At 60.5% G+C, this 20983-nt stretch carries 15 protein-coding genes and 3 pseudogenes; 11 read left to right on the forward strand and 7 right to left on the reverse strand.

The window, feature by feature from the left end; translation table 11 throughout:
- Positions 1-339: 339 nt before the first annotated feature.
- A complete protein-coding gene (locus ACZ9DP_RS31370) occupies positions 340-606 on the forward strand; it encodes a hypothetical protein (RefSeq protein WP_476204609.1) in 267 nt (88 codons plus the stop codon).
- A 710-nt stretch (positions 607-1316) separates the two neighbouring features.
- Here ACZ9DP_RS31370 and ACZ9DP_RS31375 read toward each other — a convergent pair.
- From ACZ9DP_RS31375 to ACZ9DP_RS31390, 4 genes are all read right to left on the reverse strand, one after another.
- On the reverse strand, positions 1317-2504 hold the full coding sequence (locus ACZ9DP_RS31375; protein WP_476204611.1) for a (R)-mandelonitrile lyase: 1188 nt from the start codon (positions 2502-2504) through the stop codon (positions 1317-1319).
- A 116-nt stretch (positions 2505-2620) separates the two neighbouring features.
- A complete protein-coding gene (locus tag ACZ9DP_RS31380; protein WP_476204612.1) occupies positions 2621-3700 on the reverse strand; it encodes an alpha/beta hydrolase in 1080 nt (359 codons plus the stop codon).
- Between the two features lie 32 nt (positions 3701-3732).
- Positions 3733-4197 carry a cyclophilin-like fold protein gene (locus ACZ9DP_RS31385; protein WP_476204613.1) on the reverse strand — a complete coding sequence of 155 codons (465 nt, stop codon included), beginning with the start codon at positions 4195-4197 and terminating at the stop codon, positions 3733-3735.
- Entirely contained in the window at positions 4194-5378 is a 1185-nt protein-coding gene (locus ACZ9DP_RS31390) for an MFS transporter (RefSeq protein ID WP_476204614.1), read from the reverse strand. The genes ACZ9DP_RS31385 and ACZ9DP_RS31390 overlap by 4 nt, the downstream gene beginning before the upstream one ends.
- Positions 5379-5501: 123 nt before the next feature.
- Here ACZ9DP_RS31390 and ACZ9DP_RS31395 point away from each other — a divergent pair.
- From ACZ9DP_RS31395 to ACZ9DP_RS31415, 5 genes and pseudogenes are all read left to right on the forward strand, one after another.
- Positions 5502-6402 (forward strand): annotated as a pseudogene (locus ACZ9DP_RS31395) (LysR family transcriptional regulator).
- A 117-nt stretch (positions 6403-6519) separates the two neighbouring features.
- Positions 6520-6696: pseudogene (locus ACZ9DP_RS31400) on the forward strand (cupin domain-containing protein); the annotation flags it as partial.
- A gap of 481 nt (positions 6697-7177) precedes the next feature.
- Entirely contained in the window at positions 7178-7552 is a 375-nt protein-coding gene (locus ACZ9DP_RS31405) for a c-type cytochrome (RefSeq protein WP_476204615.1), read from the forward strand.
- 328 nt (positions 7553-7880) lie between these two features.
- Entirely contained in the window at positions 7881-8354 is a 474-nt protein-coding gene (locus ACZ9DP_RS31410; protein WP_476204616.1) for a (2Fe-2S)-binding protein, read from the forward strand.
- Positions 8355-8368: 14 nt separating this feature from the next.
- The gene (locus ACZ9DP_RS31415; protein ID WP_476204617.1) at positions 8369-10615 is read left to right on the forward strand and encodes a xanthine dehydrogenase family protein molybdopterin-binding subunit; all 2247 of its coding nucleotides are present in this window, start codon (positions 8369-8371) and stop codon (positions 10613-10615) included.
- 86 nt (positions 10616-10701) lie between these two features.
- On the opposite strand, the gene ACZ9DP_RS31420 is transcribed toward ACZ9DP_RS31415, so the two are convergent.
- Complete coding sequence (locus ACZ9DP_RS31420) at positions 10702-11595, reverse strand: LysR family transcriptional regulator (RefSeq protein WP_476204618.1); 894 nt, start codon at positions 11593-11595, stop codon at positions 10702-10704.
- A 114-nt stretch (positions 11596-11709) separates the two neighbouring features.
- Here ACZ9DP_RS31420 and ACZ9DP_RS31425 point away from each other — a divergent pair, with 114 nt between their 5' ends.
- The 3 genes from ACZ9DP_RS31425 (at position 11710) to ACZ9DP_RS31435 (ending at position 14416) form a co-directional block, all read left to right on the forward strand.
- Positions 11710-12876 (forward strand): NADH-dependent flavin oxidoreductase, encoded by a 1167-nt coding sequence (locus tag ACZ9DP_RS31425; RefSeq protein WP_476204619.1) that lies wholly within the window; start codon positions 11710-11712, stop codon positions 12874-12876.
- A gap of 36 nt (positions 12877-12912) precedes the next feature.
- A complete protein-coding gene (locus tag ACZ9DP_RS31430) occupies positions 12913-13752 on the forward strand; it encodes an SDR family oxidoreductase (protein ID WP_476204620.1) in 840 nt (279 codons plus the stop codon).
- A 328-nt stretch (positions 13753-14080) separates the two neighbouring features.
- A complete protein-coding gene (locus ACZ9DP_RS31435) occupies positions 14081-14416 on the forward strand; it encodes a cytochrome P460 family protein (RefSeq protein ID WP_476204621.1) in 336 nt (111 codons plus the stop codon).
- An 862-nt stretch (positions 14417-15278) separates the two neighbouring features.
- On the opposite strand, the gene ACZ9DP_RS31440 is transcribed toward ACZ9DP_RS31435, so the two are convergent.
- Positions 15279-15908, reverse strand: a complete 630-nt coding sequence (locus ACZ9DP_RS31440; RefSeq protein WP_476204623.1) for a hypothetical protein — start codon at positions 15906-15908, stop codon at positions 15279-15281.
- Between the two features lie 29 nt (positions 15909-15937).
- Positions 15938-17332 carry a selenium-binding family protein gene (locus tag ACZ9DP_RS31445; protein WP_476204624.1) on the reverse strand — a complete coding sequence of 465 codons (1395 nt, stop codon included), beginning with the start codon at positions 17330-17332 and terminating at the stop codon, positions 15938-15940.
- A gap of 567 nt (positions 17333-17899) precedes the next feature.
- On the opposite strand from ACZ9DP_RS31445, the gene ACZ9DP_RS31450 reads away from it, so the two are divergent.
- Entirely contained in the window at positions 17900-18994 is a 1095-nt protein-coding gene (locus tag ACZ9DP_RS31450; RefSeq protein WP_476204625.1) for a branched-chain amino acid ABC transporter substrate-binding protein, read from the forward strand.
- An 87-nt stretch (positions 18995-19081) separates the two neighbouring features.
- Positions 19082-20950 (forward strand): annotated as a pseudogene (locus ACZ9DP_RS31455) (PAS-domain containing protein); the annotation flags it as partial.
- Positions 20951-20983: the final 33 nt, after the last annotated feature.

Below are 20983 nucleotides of genomic sequence, written 5' to 3' on the forward strand. Positions count from 1 at the left end.
CCGAAGACGACCTTGGCCCGCCGGGTCATGAATGGCAGCCCTACGCCCGCAACTGCCCTTTCCGACCCCCGCGCCGGATCCCGATATCTGCCACGCGGGCCCTTGCAGTTGTTGTCCGGCTGTTTGCGCATGTCACATGTCAATAGCCACAGCCGCGTGACCGAGATCCTGGTTCATTGAGGTCGAACCGTCCGCAAGAAACGCCCTCTCCGAATCGTTCTTCCGCGCCCTTAACGAAATAATTGACAGTCCAACCAAAACGGCGCTCCGTGGTTATTCGACGGCGATGGATCTTGGCACTCTGATGCCGGCCTTCGCCGTTACGATAGGGAGGATGCAATGCCGACAGTCATTGGCCACCATAACATCTCAAAGGGAACTAAGCACTGGCTCGACTCGCCGAAGCGCAAAGAGCTTTTTGGTCCGCTCGGCGTGACCAACATACGAACATTTGTAGATCCACAAAATCCGACTCGGGTGGCCGTTCTTATGGACGTTCCGGACATGGACGCCATGATGAAAGCTATGCAGAGCAAGGAAGCCGCGGATGCGATGGCCTTCGATGGGGTGGTACCAGAGTCCTTGGTGATCCTGATCGAATCGTAAAGAGATTTCTCCGCTGGCCAAGATTAGCAGGCTTTGGTCAGCGATTGCCGTGCGGTTCCGTGGAAAGCGCCCGTTATTGGCGTAGAGCCCGCTGCCCACTGGAGCAGGCCCTGTGCGTGAGCGCCGACGTTGGTCTCGGTCACGCCAAGATCAGCCGCCACAGCTTGCGCAACCTAATGTCGGCTCAAGTCAGCAAGCAACTATTCCGCGCGTTCACGCTAGACTTCCGCTTGCCACCCGATTCGGACCCTGACGTGCGAGGCCCGCTTTAGGCCCCAAGAGCGGAAATTATTTCCGTTCCGCGCGCCGGCTGACTGAGGCCCTGAGCCAGGGCACAAAGATGGCACCCACGGTCGCCCGCGACGGAAAAACAGAGGGAATTCAAAGGCAATCTCGCTAAGCCTTTGAAATGATGTGAGAATCCGTGTTCCAGGCGGGCGCAACTGCAGGTTTCGTGATCGATTTTCTCCTTATGGCATACGACGTGGGATTCGCTGATAGCAGCTACTTAATTTCCATTTCGCCGGCCCTCTGCCTTGAGTTGCCGGCGCTGAATACAACTTCTCATTGCACATCAATTGGCTGGGGACCCTGAGCAAAGCTCCTCACGCCGAATGCGAAATCCCAGGCCAGCCGGAGCGAATTCCCATCTACGCTATCTGCTGTTCACTGGGCGGGATACAACGATCCCGCCCAGGCACGTGCTCGGGCTATTTCTCCGTTTTGTCATAGTGTTTGTCCGACACCTTTTCCATCCACGTCACCGAGCTTCCGTGCAAAGCCTCCGCGACGGCGAAGTGCGTCATCGGCCCCGTACGCGATGCTCCATGCCAGTGCCGGACGTGAGGCGGAATCCAGACGACGTCCCCCGGACCAACCTCCTGGACCGGTTCGCCTTCCTTCTGCACCCAGCCACGACCGCTCACGATGAATAGTGTCTGACCGAGCGGGTGGGTATGCCACGCAGTACGAGCACCCGGCGCGAAAGATACCGTAGCGCCGCCGATACGTGCAGGGGCGTCAGCCTGGTAAAGGCCGGAGATCTCGACCTTTCCCGTAAAATACTGTTCGGGAGCCGAAGCCGCCCCGCTTCCTGCGGGGGTGATTTTGAGGTCTGTCTGGGAAGAGGTCACCTGGATTCCTTTCCTGCTTTCGAACGCCTGCTTGAGAACGGGCACGGCGGACATTGCTCTGGGCCAGCCCGCGTAGAAGGCGACATGACTCAGAACTTCGGACGCCTCGCTTTGGGTCAGGCCGTTGTCCATCGCGCGATTGGCGTGGAACGGCAATTGCTCGGGCTGACCGAGCGCGATCAGCGCCGACATGGTCACCAGGCTGCGGTCGCGTGCCGAGAGATCCGGGCGTTGCCACAAATCGCCGAACAGGACGCGATTGGTGAGGTCGGCAAGTGCCGCCGCCGTTGGTGAGACCGAGGTGGTGACGGTCTGGCTGCGAGCAGCCTCAGCCGCGGCCTCCAATTCGACGCGCGCAGCCTGGCTGCTCTGGACCGGCGCGATCTTCCGCTCGTCGAAGATTTTCTTCGTTTCCTCGGCGGCCGAGATCGCGTTCGGCCAGCCGGAATAGAAGGCGAGATGCGTTATCAACTCTCCGATCTCTTCCGGCTTCACACCGTTGTCCAGCGCGCGGCCGACATGCGCACCGATCTGCGCCGTTTTGCCCGTGGATACGATCGCCGAGACGGTGACCAGGCTGCGGTCACGCGGCGCGAGCTCCTTCCGTTCCCACACTTCGCCGAACAGGACATCGTCGGTGAAGTGGCCGAGACCGGGCGCGACGTCATAGACGGCCGGCGGGGCGACACGGCGGCGTTCCTCCTGGGCCTCCACTCCCATAGCAGCGAGCGCCGAGATGGCTACGGATGCAGCGATGTTCTTCATCTTTAGGTTCCTTCTCATATACGTCAGCAACGTCGAGTCGAGCGCGACCCGGCGTCGCTTGGTCTCTAGCTCCACGCAGAAAGAGCGCGGACAGTCGGTTCCGAGTCGAGCTCCGCCTATGCCAGATGCTGTCCGAAGAAGTCGGCGATTCGGTCGAAGGGGATCTTGTCCATCCGGTCGTACAGGTCCGTGTGGCTGACACCGGGTATGATCATTAGTTCCTTCGGTTCTGCGGCGGCGGCGAAGGCCGTTTCGGCGAAGTAGCGCGAATGGGCCTTCTCACCGTGGATGAACAGGACGGGGCGCGGCGAGATCTCCGCGATGTAGGTCAGGACCGGCATGTTCATGAACGACAGCGGCGTCGTCTGCGACCAGGCGTTCCCGGAGTTGACCGCGCGCGGATGATACCCACGCGGTGTCATGTAGTAGTCGTGATAGTCGACCAGGAACTGCGCTTCGCCGCCCTTGAGCTCGTTGTAAGGGGGCTGATATGCGGGCGTTCCTTTCTCGAAGTCCGCCCAACGCTGCCGGCTCAACTGCTCCAGCGTCTGCGTTCGCTGTTCCAGCGTCACACTGTCGTTGTACCCCTTCGACATAACGCGGGTCATATCGTACATGGTGCTGGCGACGACCGCCTTGACCCGCTTGTCCACGGCGACTGCATTCAGAGCCATGCCTCCCCAGCCGCAGATGCCGATCATGCCGATCCGCTCGCGGTCGACGAAGGCCTGGAGGCCGATGAAGTCCACCGCCGCGCTGAAGTCCTCCGTGTTGATGTCGGGCGAGGCAATGTTGCGCGGCTCGCCGCCGCTTTCTCCGGTATAGGATCCGTCGAAGGCCAGCGTCGCAAAGCCACGCTCGGCCATCGTCTGGGCGTAGAGTCCGGAAGACTGCTCCTTCACGGCGCCGAAGGGGCCGCCGACGACAAGTGCCGCAAGCCGCGCATTTCCGCGCTCCTTCGGCAGGTAGAGATCGCCTGCCAGCGTGATGCCGTAGCGGTTCTTAAACGACACCTTCTGGTGATCAACCTTGTCGCTCTTCGGGAACACCTTGTCCCAGGAGGCCGTCTGGGTGAGAGCCTGTGTCGCGGCTGCGGCCGGAATCACGCTCATCGCAGCGACAGCGACGCCCGTCGCCTTCATCAAACTGCGCCGGCTGGCATTGAATGTATCGGCATTATCGATCTTCTTGGTCATGAGTGGATCTCCTTCGATATAAGCGGGGGTCACTAAATGCGTTCGATACGCAGCGGGAATTGCCCTGGGACATGCAGCGCCTCGTAGCCGTCGTCGAAGCGTCCGAGGCGTACGAGCCCCGGATACTTGTAGTCGGCGTAGAACATCGCGAGATTGCCCCATGGCATGTAGTAGCAGAGGTCGTACGGCCGCTCGTTGGTGAACGGGCCGTGGCCTTCCTCGGTCAATTTACGAGGAAGGTAGGCGATCTTCTCGTTTGATCCGAAGTCGTCGATCTTGAGGTCCAGCGGAAGCATGGAAGCGAAATCGCGCGCCGACGGGTTGTCGTAGAGCGTCGCGGTCATCGTATGCTTTGCGAACGTCAGCCTGATCCTCACGTTGGTCCGCTCCTGATTGTGGGGGTCGCTCTGGCCGAACACGGCTCCGGGGAAGACAGCGGCTGCAATAGCTGTCGCGAGAAGGATGCGTCGGGTTGGGTTTCTGAACTGCATGCTCATCGCGACTTCCTGGTCACACGCCATGCGGTAAGGGATGCCAGCGATGATCCGCACAGCAGCGCCGCGCTGAGCGTGAAGGTGGACTGCCAGCCGACGACATCGAACAGGAGACCGCCAAGCGACGCCCCGGCCGTGATCGCAAGCTGGATGACGGCCACCTGGAGCCCGCCGCCGGCCTCTGCATCATCGGGAAGAACGCGGCTAAGCCAGGTACCCCAGCCGACTGGCGCGGCCGTTCCGAGAAAGCCCCAGCCGACCAGCGACAAGAACACGGGAAGCTTCATGTCGCCCAGAGCGATCATGGCCAAGGCGATGCAGGCCATCAGCAATGGGATGACCGTGAGAATGCTGAACAGGCGATGGGACAGGAGCCGCCCGATAACCCACGTGCCGACCGCTCCGGCAAGGCCCATTATCAGAAGAACGAGCGAAAGGGTTTCGATGCCGAGGTTGGTCACCTTCTCCAGGAATGGCCGTAGATAGGTGAACAGCGCGAACTGTCCCATGAAGAGGAGCAGGATCGCCGCCATGCCCAGTGCGACGGGCGGACGTCCCAGAAGCCGGAAGATGCTTCCTGACGTTCCGTCGCGCCGGGGCGGGAGGCCGGGCAGACTGATCCACTGCCATACGAGTGCAAGCAGTCCCACGGGCACGACGAGGAAGAAGGCGCCGCGCCAGCCGATGTAGGAGCCGAGAAGACTTCCGAGCGGTGCGGAGATCGTCGCCGCAATCGCGTTGCCTGCGTTGAGCAGGGCGAGCGCCTTCGGTACCTGGTCCTGGGACACGAGACGCATCACGATCGCCGTGGACATCGACCAGAAGCCGCCGATCGAGATGCCGAGCAAGGCGCGGCCCAGCATCAGGACTGGGTACGAAGGTGCGAAGGTGACTGTGATGCCCGACAGCATCAGCAGTCCGGTCAGGGCCAGTACGAGGATACGGCGGTCCAGGCGGCGGGTGAGCGTGGCGATGAACAGGCTGGTTAAGACGGCGAAGATGCCCGAGATCGAAATCGCCTGGCCGGTGTTCCCTTCCGAAACGCCGAGATCGGCAGCGATCGGCGTCAGCAGGCTGACCGGCATGAACTCCGACGCGATCAGCACGAACACGCACAACGTCATGGAGAACACGGCGCCCCATGCCGAGCGTCTGCTGTCGATATTGTCAAAGGTCAGCGTCATATGCATCAGTCCCTGGTGGATCGTTTCCAGCGTTGCAGGGAAGATAGTCCTCACGTACTTTGCGGACTATCCGTGCCAATCCGCATGGACTTATCGATATCCAACATAAGTCAGGGGCGGCCGATGCAGCGCGAGGATATGAAGGACCTGCTCTGGTTCCTCGAGGTGGCGAAGGAGCGGAGCTTCACCAAAGCCGCTGCGACCCTCGGCACGTCGCAGTCGACGCTCAGCCACACCATCAAGCAGTTGGAAGCGCGCCTTGGCGTGCGTCTCCTGACGAGGACCACCCGCAGCGTCGCCACGACGGAGGCAGGCGAACGCCTGTTCAGGTCCCTTGCTCCGCGCTTCCAAGGTATCGAAGCGGATCTGGCGGATCTCGTCGCCTTCCGCGAGAAGCCGTCGGGTACCGTTCGGCTCACGCTGTCCGATCACGCCCTGCAGACGACGGTATGGCCAAAGCTAGGTCAAGTCCTTACCGACTACCCTGACATCAAGGTGGAGCTCTACAGCGACAACGGCATGCGCAACATTGTCGAGGAACGCTTCGACGCAGGTGTGCGGCTCGGCGAGAGCGTCGACAAGGACATGATCGCCGTGCGGATCGGACCCGACTGGCGTCTCCGAGCCGTCGCCTCGCCGGGATATCTTGCAGGACACGGGTACTCCCCAGACGCCTCAGGATCTGGTGGGGCACGTCTGCATCAACATGCGCCAGGCGACATGGGGCGGGTTCTACGCCTGGGAGTTCGAGAAGGACGGGCGAGAGCTGCGGGTCAGGGTGGACGGCCAGCTCAGCTTCAACTCTTCCATCGCCCAGATCGACGCGGCCTTAAACGGGTACGGAATTGCCTACGTCCCGGAGGATATTGTCGAAGACCATATCGCCGCGGAAAAGCTCCTGGCCGTGCTGGACGATTGGAGCCAGCCCTTCACTGGCTACCACCTCTACTATCCCAGCAGGCGTCAGATGTCGCCCGCCATGGCCGTGGTCGTGGACGCTCTTCGACATCGCGGCGGAGCTTGAGTTTCGGCTTCCGTTAGTTTGCTTTGGGCCCGATTGCGGACCTCAATCCGAAGCCTTGCAGGTCCACTTGCTTGTGGAGCCTCCGAGCAGCAGACCGTCCGCTTCCGGCCCCGATGCGGTGGTGTCCAACGCGAGGGCGGTTCGGTCGAGGAAATCCGGCCCGGCGATGTCGTGTGGTTCGAATCGGGCGAGAAGCATTGGCACGGCGCTGGGCCGACCACGGCGATGACGCATATCGCCCTCCCGGAATCGCTCGGAGGCAAGGCCGTCGAGTGGCTGGAAAAGGTCACCGACACTATAGCGCGACGTCCTGATCGGCACCGCGGCGCCAGCCAGCACATCCTTATGATCACGGAGCACCACGATGGACAAGCGCATACTCGGAAAGGAAGGCTTTGAAGTGTCTACCCTGGCGCTGGGGGCAATGAGAAAGGCGAGCGATATCCGCCCGAGTTTATGAAGTTGGCCGGGCTCTGATATTCTCGCAACATGAAAACGTCGGAGAAAATGTCCGTTGCGTCCATTCGAACTACGAATGCAGTCTCCTCGCGCATTCAGAGATCCCGTTTCTAAGCTCATGCACATAAGGCCTCCTAATGCTCCGTCAGCCGGCGAGGTATGGTCATGTGTGAGCGTCAACTCCAACGACGCCAGTATCGGCTCGTCGCGGGATCGCAGGCCCTTTCCATGAACGACCGCTGATAGCAACGTGCAACCGTGCGGAACTTCGTCATTGTTTTGGCCTTCAACAGCTTGCTCATCTGGGAGAACACGCGTGACAAGAATTATAGTTTCTGTTGCGAGCTCTGCTCTAGTCCTTCTGTCAACAATAGTCTCCGCCGCTGCAGAGGGAGATGTAGCCCTGGGGCAGAAAGCGTTTCAGCGCTGTTCCGCCTGTCATTCGACCACCGACCAGAAGAAGGTGGGACCTGGCCTCGGCGGCATAGTTGGGCGTACCGCAGGCACTGTGGAGGGCGTTCGCTATTCGGCGGCTATGAAGGCATCTGGACTGGTGTGGGACGAGGGGACATTGGATCGGTTCCTCGCAGCGCCCCGCGATGTCGTGCCGATGACCACGATGACTGTGAGCGTGCCCAGGCCTGAGGATCGGCAGAATATCATCGCCTACCTGAAGTCCCTATCCCAGTAGGGGCGACCGGCCGGTCAGGCATGGCATTGGTTGACCGAAATCTCGCCGTGTGGGTGACGTCGTCCCGACCGTGATCGTCCGTACGTTCGCCTCGCATTTAGAAGCTGCATTTCTAACCACATGCAGTTTGCGCAATCTAATCCGCTGCCGCAGGGCGGGCTATCTTCGCCAGGAAGAACGGACATTTGGCCACGACACCATGTTCATCTCTGAGGCTCGCTTCGGCAATTGCTGCCCACGCTTTCCTTGGTGACGACTGGTTCTACCGACCACCAGACAAGCCTCCGGCGGAGTAGAGCCGTAGAAACTACAGGAGCATCGACCAGCCATGATCACACTGAATATCAACGGCAGCCAGCACGAGGTCGATGCCGACCCGGAGATGCCCATCCTTTGGGTCCTTCGCGACACGCTCGGCATGACCGGCACCAAATTCGGTTGCGGCGCAGCGCTCTGCGGCGCATGCACGGTGCATCTCGACGGTGAGGCGGTCCGCTCCTGCAGCACACCGCTTTCCGCGGCCGAGGGGGCGAAGATCACCACCATCGAAAAGATGACCGACGGCACGGACCGCGTTGGTGCCGCCGTCCACGCGGCTTGGGTGAAGAACGACGTGGCCCAATGCGGCTACTGTCAGAGCGGTCAGATCATGAGCGCCACGGCATTCCTCTCGTCCCTGCCAAAGGGCAAGCAGCCGACGGCTGACGAGATCGACGCTGCAATGGAAGGCAATATTTGCCGTTGCGGAACTTACGTCCGTATCCGCGCGGCCATAGCCGAAGCTGCCAGCACTCTCGTCTAAAGGAGACGCTCCGTATGTTGCCGAACCCGAACATGGACTATAGCCAACTGCCGCATGCCCTGCAGCACCTGCTGGAAAGAGGACGCTCCACGATTGTCCCGGCGATGCCGCGCCGAAGCTTCCTGAAGATGACCGGAGCCCTCGGTTTGGCCGTCGGCGTTTTCCCCCATCTGGCGGCCGCGCAGTCCACAGACCCCGCTGAAGCCGGTTTGAAGCCTACCGAGCAACCCTCTGCATTCGTTCAGATCGCACCGAATGGCGAAGTGACGGTCACGATCAATCGATTGGAGTTCGGCCAGGGCGTGCAGACAGCATTGCCGATGATCCTGGCCGAAGAGCTCGATGCCGACTGGAGCTTGGTACGCAGCCAGCTCGGCACCAATGACGCCGCCTACGTCGATCCGCTCTTCGGCATGCATCTCACCGGCGGCTCGAACACGATCAAGAACAGCTTTACGCAGTATCGCGAACTCGGTGCCCGCGTCCGCGCCATGCTCCTTGCTGCTGGTGCGGCCCGCTGGAACGTGGAGGTTGCCACCCTGCGGACCGAGACGGGCGCGGTGCTCGCCTCCGATGGCCGCAAGCTCGGTTACGGAGAGCTCGCCGAGGCAGCCATGTCCCTGCCGGTGCCCCAAAAGATTGCTCTCAAAGATCCAAAGGATTTCCGCATTATCGGCAGGCCAACTCAGCGTCTCGACGCGAAAGCCAAGAGCAGCGGCCAGCAGAGTTTTGGCATCGATTTCAAGCTGCCGGGACAATTGACGGCCGTGGTCGCTCGCCCACCGGTGTTCGGCGCGAAGATCGCCTCCCTGAATGACAGTGCAGCACGTTCGATAAAGGGCGTGAGAGCTGTTTTGCGGATTCCGTTGGACCGCGGTGCCGAAGGCGTGGCCGTTATCGCCGACGGATACTGGCAGGCGAGCCAGGGTCGTGATGCCCTGAAGGTAGAATGGGACACATCGGCCGTTGAGAAGGTCGATAGCGAAAAGCAGCTTACCCAGTTTCGCGAAATGGCCACCAAACCCGGCCCCCTCCATTTCGACGCGGATATGGCACCGCTGGAGACAGCACCGCTCACCTTGGATGCCGAGTTCATATTCCCGTACCTCGCTCACGCGGCAATGGAGCCGCTGAACTGTACGGTTCGGCTTTCCGACGATCGTGCCGAAATATGGATGGGAAGCCAAAGTGCCGGGCTCGATGCAGGTGTTGCCGCGAACGTGCTCGTCCTCAAGCCGGAGCAGGTCGTGGTAAACGTGCTGACATCCGGTGGGGGCTTTGGCCGACGCTTCTCGAGCAGCAGCGACACGGCGATGGAAGCCTGTCAGATAGCCAAGGCCGCCAGGGCGGCAGGGATCGACGCACCGGTGCGCATGCTCTGGAGCCGCGAGGACGATATGAAGGGCGGCTACTACCGCCCTACTCACCTTCATCGCGCCCGCATCGGCTTCGACAAGCAGGGTAACGTGCTCGCCTGGGATCATACCATCGTCGGTCAGTCCATACTGACGGGAACCGTGTTCGAGCAGTTCATGGTGAAGAACGGTATCGATGCCGCCACGACCGAAGGCATGCGGAACCCTTACCCGCTTCCCATGCGCCTGACGGTGCATCATCCCGTTGTCAACGTGCCGGTTCTCTGGTGGCGCAGCGTTGGCTCCACCCATACGGCTTTCGTGATGGAGACCTTGCTTGACGATATAGCGCGAGCCACCGACCAGGACCCGGTCGCTTACCGCATGAAGATGTTTGGCGAGGAGCACATTCGTCATCGCGATGCGCTTCAGCTCGCCGTGGACAAAAGCGGCTACGAAGCCAAGACCTTGGCGGAAGGCAGGGCCTGGGGCGTGGCCGTGCATGAATCCTTTTCGTCCGTGGTGGCCTACGTGGTGGAAGCCTCCGTCGTCGATGGGCAGCCGAAGCTGCATCGCGTCACCGCCGGGGTTCACTGCAATCTGGCGGTCAATCCCCGGACAGTGGAAGCACAGGTGCAGGGGGCGGCGATCATGGGTCTTTCAGCCTGCCTTGCGGGCTCTGAAATCACGCTCAAGGACGGTGTTGTGGAGCAAAGCAACTTCAGCGAATACACGGTGGCAAGGATCACTGACGTGCCGGAGTTCGACGTCCACATCGTGCCGAGTGCCGAAGCCCCTACAGGCATGGGCGAACCGGGCCTGCCGCCTTTGGCCCCGGCATTCGCCAACGCCATCTCGCGGCTGACAGGCAAGCCGGTGCGGCGGATGCCTTTTAACCTCGCCTAGACCGATATCGGATGAGTTGATCTGGTCCTGTGCGTCGCAATGCGAAGAGCGCTGCACGGGACCAGACGCATCGCACAACGCCTGCTTTAACCTTTGAAACGAAGCGCTTCGACGAATAGAGCAAACGCCGCTGTGTGCTGACGTCTGCTCGGATAGTAGAGGTGATAGCCGGGGAACGGCGCGCACCAGTCTTCCAGGACTCGGATCAGTCGGCCGTCTGCGATATGTTTCGAGACCTGATCTTCGAAAGTGTAGGCAAGCGCCAGCCCGTCCAAGGCGGCGGCTTCAAGCATAAGGCTATCATTCAATATGAGCGGTCCATTCATTCTGACTTGAAGTTCTTCTCCGTCGCGCTCGAACTCCCAAGCGTACAATCCGCCTCCGGTTGTCTGTCGGTAGCTCACGCCCAGATGTTCCCCGAGCTCGCGCGGCGTTTGCGGGATGTTGTGGTTGGCGAAGTAGGATGGCGACCCGACGACGGCCATGCGCAGGTCCGGACCGATCCTGACGGCCACCATGTCTTTCTGGACCTGCTCGCCAAGGCGGATGCCCGCGTCGAACCGGTCAGCCACAATATCGGTGAGGCCCTCATCGAGGATGATTTCCATTTCGATATCCGGATATTCCGCCAGGAACTTGGTGACGACGGGCCAGAGCACGCTTGTGGCGGCATATCGAAACGTCGTGACGCGGATCGTACCCGCCGGCTTATCGCGAAGTGCGGTGACGGCTGCGATCTCGCTTTCGATGTGATCGAACGCCGGACGGAGGTTTCGTAGCATCCGTTGCCCGGCATCCGTCAGCGATAGGCTTCGGGTGGTACGAGAGATCAGCCGCACCCCCAGCTTCTGCTCCAGCATTCTGACCGAGTAGCTGACGGCGGATTGGGAAAGCCCGAGTTTGGCGGCAGCGCGCGTGAAACTGCCAGCCTCGGCGACGGCGATGAAGGCTGCAAGTTCGCTGAAATCACCGTGACGCATTTATCAATCCCATTTCTGACTTCATGCAGATTATAGCGCCTAATCAATGTTTGTCATCATCGCTATCTGTCGTTTCACAGCCGCCGAAACGGCAAGCAAGAGAGACATTCGATCATGCAGACCACCCCCACACTCTTCGAACCATTCACCTTCGCCAATGGAACCACTCTGAGAAACCGGATCGTCATGGCACCGATGACGACATGGTCGGCTAACGACGACGGAACAGTGTCCGATGAGGAGCTCCTATACTATCGCCGCAGGGTGAATGGCGTCGGCCTGGTTCTGACGGGCTGCACGCATGTCATGCCGAACGGCATCGGCTTCACGGGTGAATTCGCGTCCTACGACGACAGCTTCGTCCCAAGTCTCCGGCGTCTGGCGGAGGCCGCCAAAAGCGGCGACGCGCCAGCCGTTCTTCAAATTTTCCACGCGGGCAACAAGGCGGTGCCGGAGCTTATTCTTGGAGCCGACGTGGCTGGCGCGAGCGCGGTGCCGGTTTCTCCGGGCCCTTTCAATCCAGGCGGCGTTATGCCTCGCGCATTGGGCCACGACGAAATCCTAGAGGTGATTTCCGCGTTCGGAGACGCAACCCGCCGCGCCATCGAGGCAGGTTTTGACGGCATAGAACTCTACGGGGCTCATGGCTTCTTGATCCAGAATTTCTTCTCGCCTCATTACAATCAACGTGACGACGCATGGGGCGGCACGTTGGAAAACCGGATGCGGTTCCCGCTCGCTGTGATCCGGGAAGTAAAGCGGGTGATCGCGGCGCATGCGGAGCGACCGTTCCTGCTGGGCTATCGGGTTTCGCCCGAGGAACCGGAACAAGACGGTCTCCGCATAACCGACACCTGCGCCCTCATCGAGCAGCTCATCGACATTGGAGTGGACTACATCCATGTGTCGCTGTCGGACGTACTCCAAGCGAAGCCAACCGAAGCCAGCAATGACCATACCATCGCCGAACTCGTCGTCGCGACAGTTGCCGGACGCGTTCCAGTGATCGCCGCTGGCCAGGTCAGAACGCCGCAACAGGCTGAGCGTGCGCTCGATCTGGGCCTTTCGCTTGTGGCTGTGGGTCAAGGGCTGGTGATGAACCCGGAATGGGCGGAGCTTTCGAAGCGCGGCAATGGAAGACTGATCGAGACCGAGATCAGAACCACGAAAGTGCCTGAGATCGCCCTTCCGGCTGGCCTCTGGGGCCAAATCGAGTTCGCCACGGGCTGGTTCAACATCAATGATGATCGCAAAGCGCCGCGGCAGAAGGCCAGCGCTTAGAGCGACAGATAAACCGCTGAAATAAAGGAAAATATTATGAGCAAAGTGTGGATGATCACTGGGGCCGGTCGAGGCATGGGCCTTGATTTTGCCAGGGCGGTGCTTGCCGCTGGTGACAACCTCGTCGCGACTGGCCGCAATCCCGAGCGCGTGGTCAAGGCGATCGGACAATCGGAAAATCTGCTGGTTGTCACGTTGGACGTGACCAAGCCGGCGGATGCCGGGGCCGCAGTCGAGGCGGCGCTCGAACGCTTCGGCCGTATCGACATTCTGGTCAACAATGCCGCGAACTTCTACGCGGGGTTTTTCGAGGAGTTGACCCCGGCCCAGATCGAACTGCAACTGGCCAGCAATCTTATCGGCCCGATGAGCGTCACCCGTGCTGTCCTTCCGGTGATGCGCAAGCAGAGGTCAGGCCGGATCATCTCGATCTCGTCCACGGCCAGTTTGCTCGGATTTGAATTCTGCAGCGCCTACTCTGCCTCGAAGTTCGCCCTCGATGGTTGGATGGAATCGCTGCAGGGGGAAGTGGCCCCGTTCGGGATCGAAACGATGATCGTCAATCCGGGCTTCTTCCGTACCGAGCTCCTGACCGACGAATCCACACAGTACGCCCCGACCGCCGTCAGCGATTACGACGAACGGCGCACGCAGCATCTCGCCTTCTGGAAGTCCGCGAACGGACAGCAGGACGGCGACCCCGCAAAACTCGCCCAGGCCTTGATCACCCTGGTCAATCAGACGCAGTTGCCTCGCCGGTTCATCGCCGGAGCCGATGCCATTGGTATGGTGGAACAGAAAATCGCGTTGCTGCAACAGCAGATTGAGGCCCACCGGGAACTATCGAGTTCACTCGGCTTCGACCCCGAGGCCTAGGTCTTCCTCGACATTGCGCCGGCGGTGCCGCCGCCGCAAGTCTCGGCCGCTGTTTCGGCGGCAGTGCGAAAGCCTGCCGCCTATTGGCATTTGTCGGGCGCAGAGCAATCACCTCAATTCATAAAAATCATTTCTAAACCCATGCACTTGCCAGGGCCGCGATCGGCTGCATTCCTGCATCCAGAAAGGATCCCCATGCCTTCGTTCCGTTCTGCCCTTCTAGCCCTGTTAGGGGTCGCTCTTCTCATATCGCCTGGCCTCACAGCCACAGCCGCAAACCGCGCCACCTTCCCCAAGGATTTCGACAAGTTCGTCAAATACGCCGACTATGACCGGGGATCGTCGAAGGAAGTGGCCTTCGCCCCTTCCGGAAACGATTACTCTCTCCAAGAATGGCCAGCCGCTGCCGGCCGGCACCCGGCTCGTGCTCGGCATCTGGGCCGATTACAAACTGACCGGTTATTTCCTCATGGAAAAGGGTGTGGATTGGGGTCTCGAAGTCAATGAGGAAAAGCGTACTGGCGACCGGCATTTCCAGCAGTTCGATATTACCGGCCAGGTCAACCGCACGGCGATCGCGGAACGTTGCGAGTCCTGTCATCAATCGGGGGCGAGCAGCGACTTCATGTTCACGATCGACAGGATGCGGGACTATCTTCCGTGAAATCTTCGCTTTTTGCTCGACTGGGGGTGGTTTTCGTTGCGGGCTGCTTGTTGACGGTCGCCCTGGCTTACGATTGGCTCGGAAACGCAATGCACGAGGTCGCGGGGACGATCATGTTCGCGCTTCTGATCGTCCACAACACATTCAACCATCGTTGGTACGGAAGGGTTGCCACCGGCCGCCGACACCTGCGTGTTTCCGTCGATATCGGTATGATATTCGTCTGGCGTCCACGATGGTCGTGCTCTTGGTCACGAGCCTAATGATCTCTCGCACCTTGTTCAGCTTTCTTCCATTCAGTGGGGGATACAGCGCCCGGCAAGTCCACGGGCTCCCCGCCTACTGGGCGCTTGTCATCGTCTCAATCCACGTCGGCATGCGATGGTCAAAGAATGGGTGTGACAAGCAGATTTTTTGGGTTCGTCGAAAGGAGTGCAGTTAGGACCGCCGTCCTCCGGATGACCGCCATCGCAATAGCCGGCTATGGAATGACCGACAAGAGGGCGCGCGAAGTAGCAGGGCGCGTTATGGCCGCCGGACGGCTAACTCGAAGTCAGATAGCGGAAATTATTGCCGCTCGCCCGTCCTGTTGACTGATGCCCAAAGCCAGGGCACAAAGGTGGCATCCACGGTCGCTCGCGGCGGGAAAATATAAGGAATTCAAGGGCGATTTCGCTAACCAATTGAAATCATGTGAGAATCCAGGTTCCCCAGCCAATCGCACCCACGTCGTGAACCGGCCTCGTTACGTCAACGACGTAGCGTTATCTTCGCCTCTTGGATGTGCCGCTTGCGATGCGAAGCCGATCGAAGAACACCGCACGGATTACTTCCTGACTTCAGCCCATCTTTCTCGTCTTCGCTAGACGATCAGCAGCACGGACCCGGTGCCAAGCAGTACCAGCGTCCATACGAGATCTACGTTGAGCCAGGCGCTGCGCAATATCTCGAGCCCGATCCAGCGATAGACCGCCAGGGCAACGAGGCTTGTAACCGCCAACATCGCAAGTGTATGGACGCCGACCGCGGCGATCGCGATCGCGGCAGACCCATCCCCACCGATTTCGCGCAATGGTGAATCCGCGAGACAAAGTGGTATCAACGCTGGCAGGATCATCAGTCCGGCCCCATGGGCCGTCGCCATCAGGAACGACCAGAACGCCAGGCCGGCAAGCCCCGTGCGCATGCCGATACGAACGCGACGCCCGTGCCCGACGAAATGATGCCACACAGCCCAGCCTATGAGGCCGGCTCCAGCAGCCGTGCGCACGGCAGCCTGGTCCACGAAGAGGCCGGCCGCGACCAGGGCTCCAGCCACCAGTGCTATCGATACGGCGTGTCCGACGGCGATGGCGGGCACTGCCTGAACCACGGCGGCAGAACTCTGCCGGTGAACGCCGAGCGCCACGGCAAACAGCCATCCCATCGCCGGGTTGAGACCATGAAAGGCTCCTAGTCCCGCCAGCAAAATCCATGGCCAGAGTTCGTTCATAGGCGCCTCATCCGGCTAACCTTCGCTCCTTACGGATAACAATATGAATCTGACGAGCAATCCCCACCCTGGAGGCGGACCTGGTGCGGGCGATGCGATTTTGGCCATTCGACGAAGAATTTCTCGTCGAATGCAATGCCGCCGTCAGGCTCCGCGTCCAGCTTGACCATCCAGCCAGAGACACCATCGGGATAGAACTGCTCGTCGATCGCACCGTAGAGAGAGTTGGTGAAATAGACACGGCGACCATCGCGGCTGATCTCAACCATCTGCGGGCCGCCATTCAGCGCGCCATTCTTCGATCCTGGATGTGAAGCACGCGAAACGATGCCGCCGATCCGAACCTTGCCTGTCAGCTTCGGCTTGAACGGATCGGAAACATCGTACTGATGCAGGTCGCCGGTTCCCCAGCAGGACACGTAGAGAAATCTGTCATCCATCGAAAGGTCGATGTCGGTGACGAGTGGTGGTACGGCATTGAAACCCTTCAGCATCGGCGGCAACAGGTCTGGATCGGCGGGCTCCGCCGGAATGTCGATCACCTTTGTCACCGCCCACTGGGTGCCGTCACGGTGCCAGACCCATATCGAGGAGGAGAGGTCCTCAAGACTGAGAACGCAGTTGACAAAACCATAGGCCTTGGTCGGGTCATGCGCGGGTCTAAGTTCGAATACGAGCTGATACTTGTCACCGAAATCGATCGTCTGCAGGTGCTTGCGCTTATGCAGATCCCAGAAGTGCAGACGGCGGCCGTATTTCGCACCGAGCAGGATTTCCGGGATCAGGCCGTTTTCGAACGTATCCGGCGTGCCCCACTCGCTGGTGACGAGTGTGTCGTGGCCCAGATGCCACCAGACGTCATAGGAAAGCTGTTGCGGTCCGCGATCCATTTCCCACTGGCCGCGCACCTCGAATGTCTCGTGATCCATGAGGAACACGCCGCCCGGTCCCTTACCCTCGGCATTGCCAAGTGCTGCGACATAGATCCCTTCTGGTCCGCAGTGAACGGTATGCGGCCTGGAGTAGCCGGCCCGGTCGGCGACGTCGCCGGGTTCGATGACCTTGACGATCGATGGCCTGCGGCCATCGGGCTTGGTGTCGATGATATGGATACGCGAGGATTTCAATCCCGGCACCACCAGATAGCGGCGCTCTGCATGCGGATGCGGCGCATTCGGGCAAAGGCAGGATGAACAGGCGTTCCAGCCGAAATGATGCAACTCGTCACCGACATTAGGCATCGCGAGCGATGTGACGATCTGACTATAGGAGGCTGATTGAGGATCGACATCGACGACCGTGAGTTCGTCGGGAACCGCTCGCGTCGGATCGAAGGCGACGACATAGGCAAGTGTCTCCGGCGCGGCCTTCATGGCCATTCGCGGTGACGGATAAAAACTTGGATCGGGTTTCCATGTTACCATGTGAAGTGCTCCTGGCTCGCGTTTGCTGAACAATGAAAGATGTTCGCTAAATGCTTGCCGACAGCCGACTCAGCTGCGGACGGGGCAGGATCCAAGGATGTTTCGACGGGATACAGATTCGAAACCGCCCTCTGCGGCTGAGCGAGCTGTAGAGGTAATCCTCCCCGCCTAATTGTCTCAGATAATGGCGGGTTTTGGCAGTCCCTTTTTCGCCGCCTCCTTCATCGCGGCTTCCACTTCATCGCTTCATGCAAGCGCCCACCATACGACAGACGTCGCGAAATTCGGCAGTTCCGCTCGGCAAGCCCCGCTGCCGGCCCTCTTCGCGACGGAGCCGCTCACACGTGCTCGCCATGAACGTGCCCTGCTCGCGCCATCGACACTAAAGGCCGTATCACTCCTCATTGTCGCATGGTATATTTTGAGGCATGCGACTAGGCGCCGCTGGAACAGCAGATTGCTGATCGCGGCAGGTCGCGAGTGCCACATCATGACAGAGGCGCCCCGCTGCGCAGTTGCAGTACCGCTCTCGTGCACAAGATTGGTATCAAGGCGGAAGGCTGTTTCATGCACCGCATTGCCGTCGCAGTTTTCGCGCTTGCAGCCGTGGTCAGTTATTCCGCGCACGCTGAGGTACTGATCGGCGTTTCAGCCGCGATGACCGGACGGCTCGCGTGGATCGGTGAGCAGGGGCAGCGTGGCGCAGAGATGGCCGTGGCCGATATCAATGCGGCGGGCGGCGTTCTGGGCCAGCGGGTGCGGCTCATCGCGGTCGACGACTTCTGCGATCCAGAACAAGCGGTGGCCGTCGCCAAGAAACTCGTGGCTGACGGTGTGGTTCTCGTCGTCGGGCACTACTGCTCTGGAGCCTCGATCCCGGCATCAAAGGTGTATGAGGCGGCGGGAGTTCTGCAGATTTCACCGGGGTCGACCAATCCGCTGCTGACCGAGCAAGGCCGTGCCAACGTGTTTCGCGTCATTGGTCGCGACGATGCGCAAGGCGTCGTCGCCGGCAACTATCTGGCCGATCATTGGGGCAACAAGAAAATTGCGATCCTTCATGATGGCACCACCTATGGCAGGGGCCTTGCCGATGAGACCAAAAAGCAGTTGAACAAGCGGGGCGTGACCGACACGATCTACGAGGCGTACAGTCCTGCGAAGAACGACTATTCGGTTGAAATCTCTGCACTAAAGGCTGCAAAAGTCGCCGTGGTATATGTCGGCGGTTATCATGCTGAAGTTGCATTGATGGTTCGCGCTGCACACGATCAAGGCTACGCGGTTCAGTTCATCTCAGGCGATGCACTGGCGACCGAGGAATTTGCGCTGATCGCCGGTCCAGCCGCTGAGGGAACCCTCTTCACGTTCTCCGCGGACGCCCGGCGAACCCCCGAAGCGGCCCCGGTGGTGGAGCGGTTCCGTGCAGAAAACTTCGAACCCGCAGGCTATACGCTGCTGAGCTACGGCGCCGTTCAGGCCTGGGCGCAGGCGCTCAAGGAAGCCGGTTCGTTGGAGGTGCGCAAGGTGATTGCTTCATTGCGCGGCCACTCGTTTGACACTGTATTGGGCCGTATCGACTTTGACGACAAGGGCGACCTCACGGTTCAGAGCTGGGTATGGTATATCTGGAAGGGTGGCGAATACGTGCCATTGGAATAACGCAACGCTGATCACTGCGGATCGCGTTCGAGAAAAAAGCTGTGCGGGCCATGTTGACCACATCAGCCGGATCGATGGGTCGCCGCGATGTTTGAACGTCTCGGCATACGTGGCCGCTTACTCTTCGCTTTCTTTGGTATCAGCACCTTCGCGGTGCTCGCAACCGCTGCGGCCGTGTATGCCTTCCTGCAAGTGGGCGAGGTCGTCGAGAGGATCACGGAGCGCCGGGTCCCGTCGGCGCTTGCATCGCTCGAGCTCTCCCGCCAAGCTGAGCGGGTCGCCGCCACTACGCCGGCCGTACTTGCCACGACCAGCACGGTTCAGCACAACGAGGTCTCGGCTGCGATCGGAGTGGAGATGTCGCGCCTCGAAGAGTTGCTCTCCGCGCTCAAAGGCACCGCGGCAAGCACGGCGGCGGTGGCTGAGATCGAAGCCGCGGTGATTGGCCTGCGGCGCAATCTCAACGCTCTCAACGATCTTGTCGCCGCTCGCCTCGGTGTGGTTGCACGCAAAGAGGAACTGCTGGGTCGTTTGTCGGCTACGACAGTCGCAAGCGAGCGTCTTGTGGCGCCCGGCATCCTCGTGATGAACTCCAAGGTCCCTCAGTGGCGTGTAACCGTGGCGGATGCCGCCGTACCACCCGAAGCACGCGCGGCGGCTACGACAGAGCTTGCGCAGGCAATTTCCGCCTACATCCCGCAACAGAAGGCCCAACGGGAGATTTCCGCGATCAACGAAGCGCTGCTCAAAACGGCGGTCGCGCCGACGCCCGGCGACCTAGCGCTGATGTCGTTTCCGCTGCGCCGCTCGGTCGAGTCGCTTGCGGCGGTGACATCGGAGATCGATGAGAAGCTGCGGACGCGGTTCCGCCAGCGCGTTGACGAGTTCGAGGGGCTGATCGACGGACCGAAGAGCATTGCACAAGCGCGTGAGGACGAGCTCGCATTACTCGCAAACGGCGGGAAGCTTTTGGTTGAGAACGCTCAGCTCTCGCGTAATTTGACCGTTGCCGTGGATCGCCTGGTAGCTGCGGCTAACCATGACATCACCGAGGCTGGTCGTGAAGCTGCGACCGTCCAGCGCTACGGTACCGGTGTTGTTCTTGGCTCAGCCGTTCTGAGCCTCCTGAGTTCAGTTCTGATCGTATGGTTGTATGTCGACCGCAATCTTCTTGCCCGCTTGTCGGGGCTGAGCCAAAGCATGCTTGCCATCGCCGGCGGCAATCTTCGCGCACCACTGCCTGCCACGGGCCGCGACGAGATCGGCCGCATGGCCAAGGCGCTTGTGTTGTTCCGTGATACTGCGGTCGAGGTCGAGGAAAAAAACCTGCGTGAGGTCGCCGAAGCGCGCCAGCGACTCGTCGATGCAATCGAGAGCATCTCCGAGGGCTTCGCCCTTTACGATGCTGAGGACCGGCTTGTTCTGTGCAACAGCCGCTATAGGGAAATCCTCTATCCCGGCATAGCCGATGCCGTCGTGCCGGGTGCGCAGTTTGAGACGATTGTCCGCAAGGCGGTGGAACAGGGCCTCGTCGAAGATGCGAAAGGTCGGGAGGAGGAATGGCTCGCCGCGCGGCTTGAGGCGCACTGCAACCCTAAGCAGACGCTGGTTCAACATCGCAGCCATGACCACTGGGTTCAAGTAAACGAGCGGCGCATTACCGGCGGCGGCACGGTCGCGGTCTACACCGATATCAGCAAGCTTAAGAGGCATGAAACGGAGCTCGAGATTGCCCGCGACGCGGCCATGGCGGCGACCCAGGCCAAGAGCAAGTTCCTTGCCAGCATGAGCCACGAGTTGCGCACGCCGCTGAACGCCATCCTGGGCATTACCGAAATGCTGCAGGAAGATGCGAGCGAAGCCGGCCAGGACGAACTGATCGAACCGCTTCAGCGGGTCTCGCGCGCCGGCAAGCATCTGCTCAAGCTCATTAATGAGGTCCTCGATCTGTCAAAGATCGAGGCCGGCCGCCTGGAATTGCATATCGAG

The organism is Rhizobium sp. USDA 4016 (assembly GCF_056279705.1).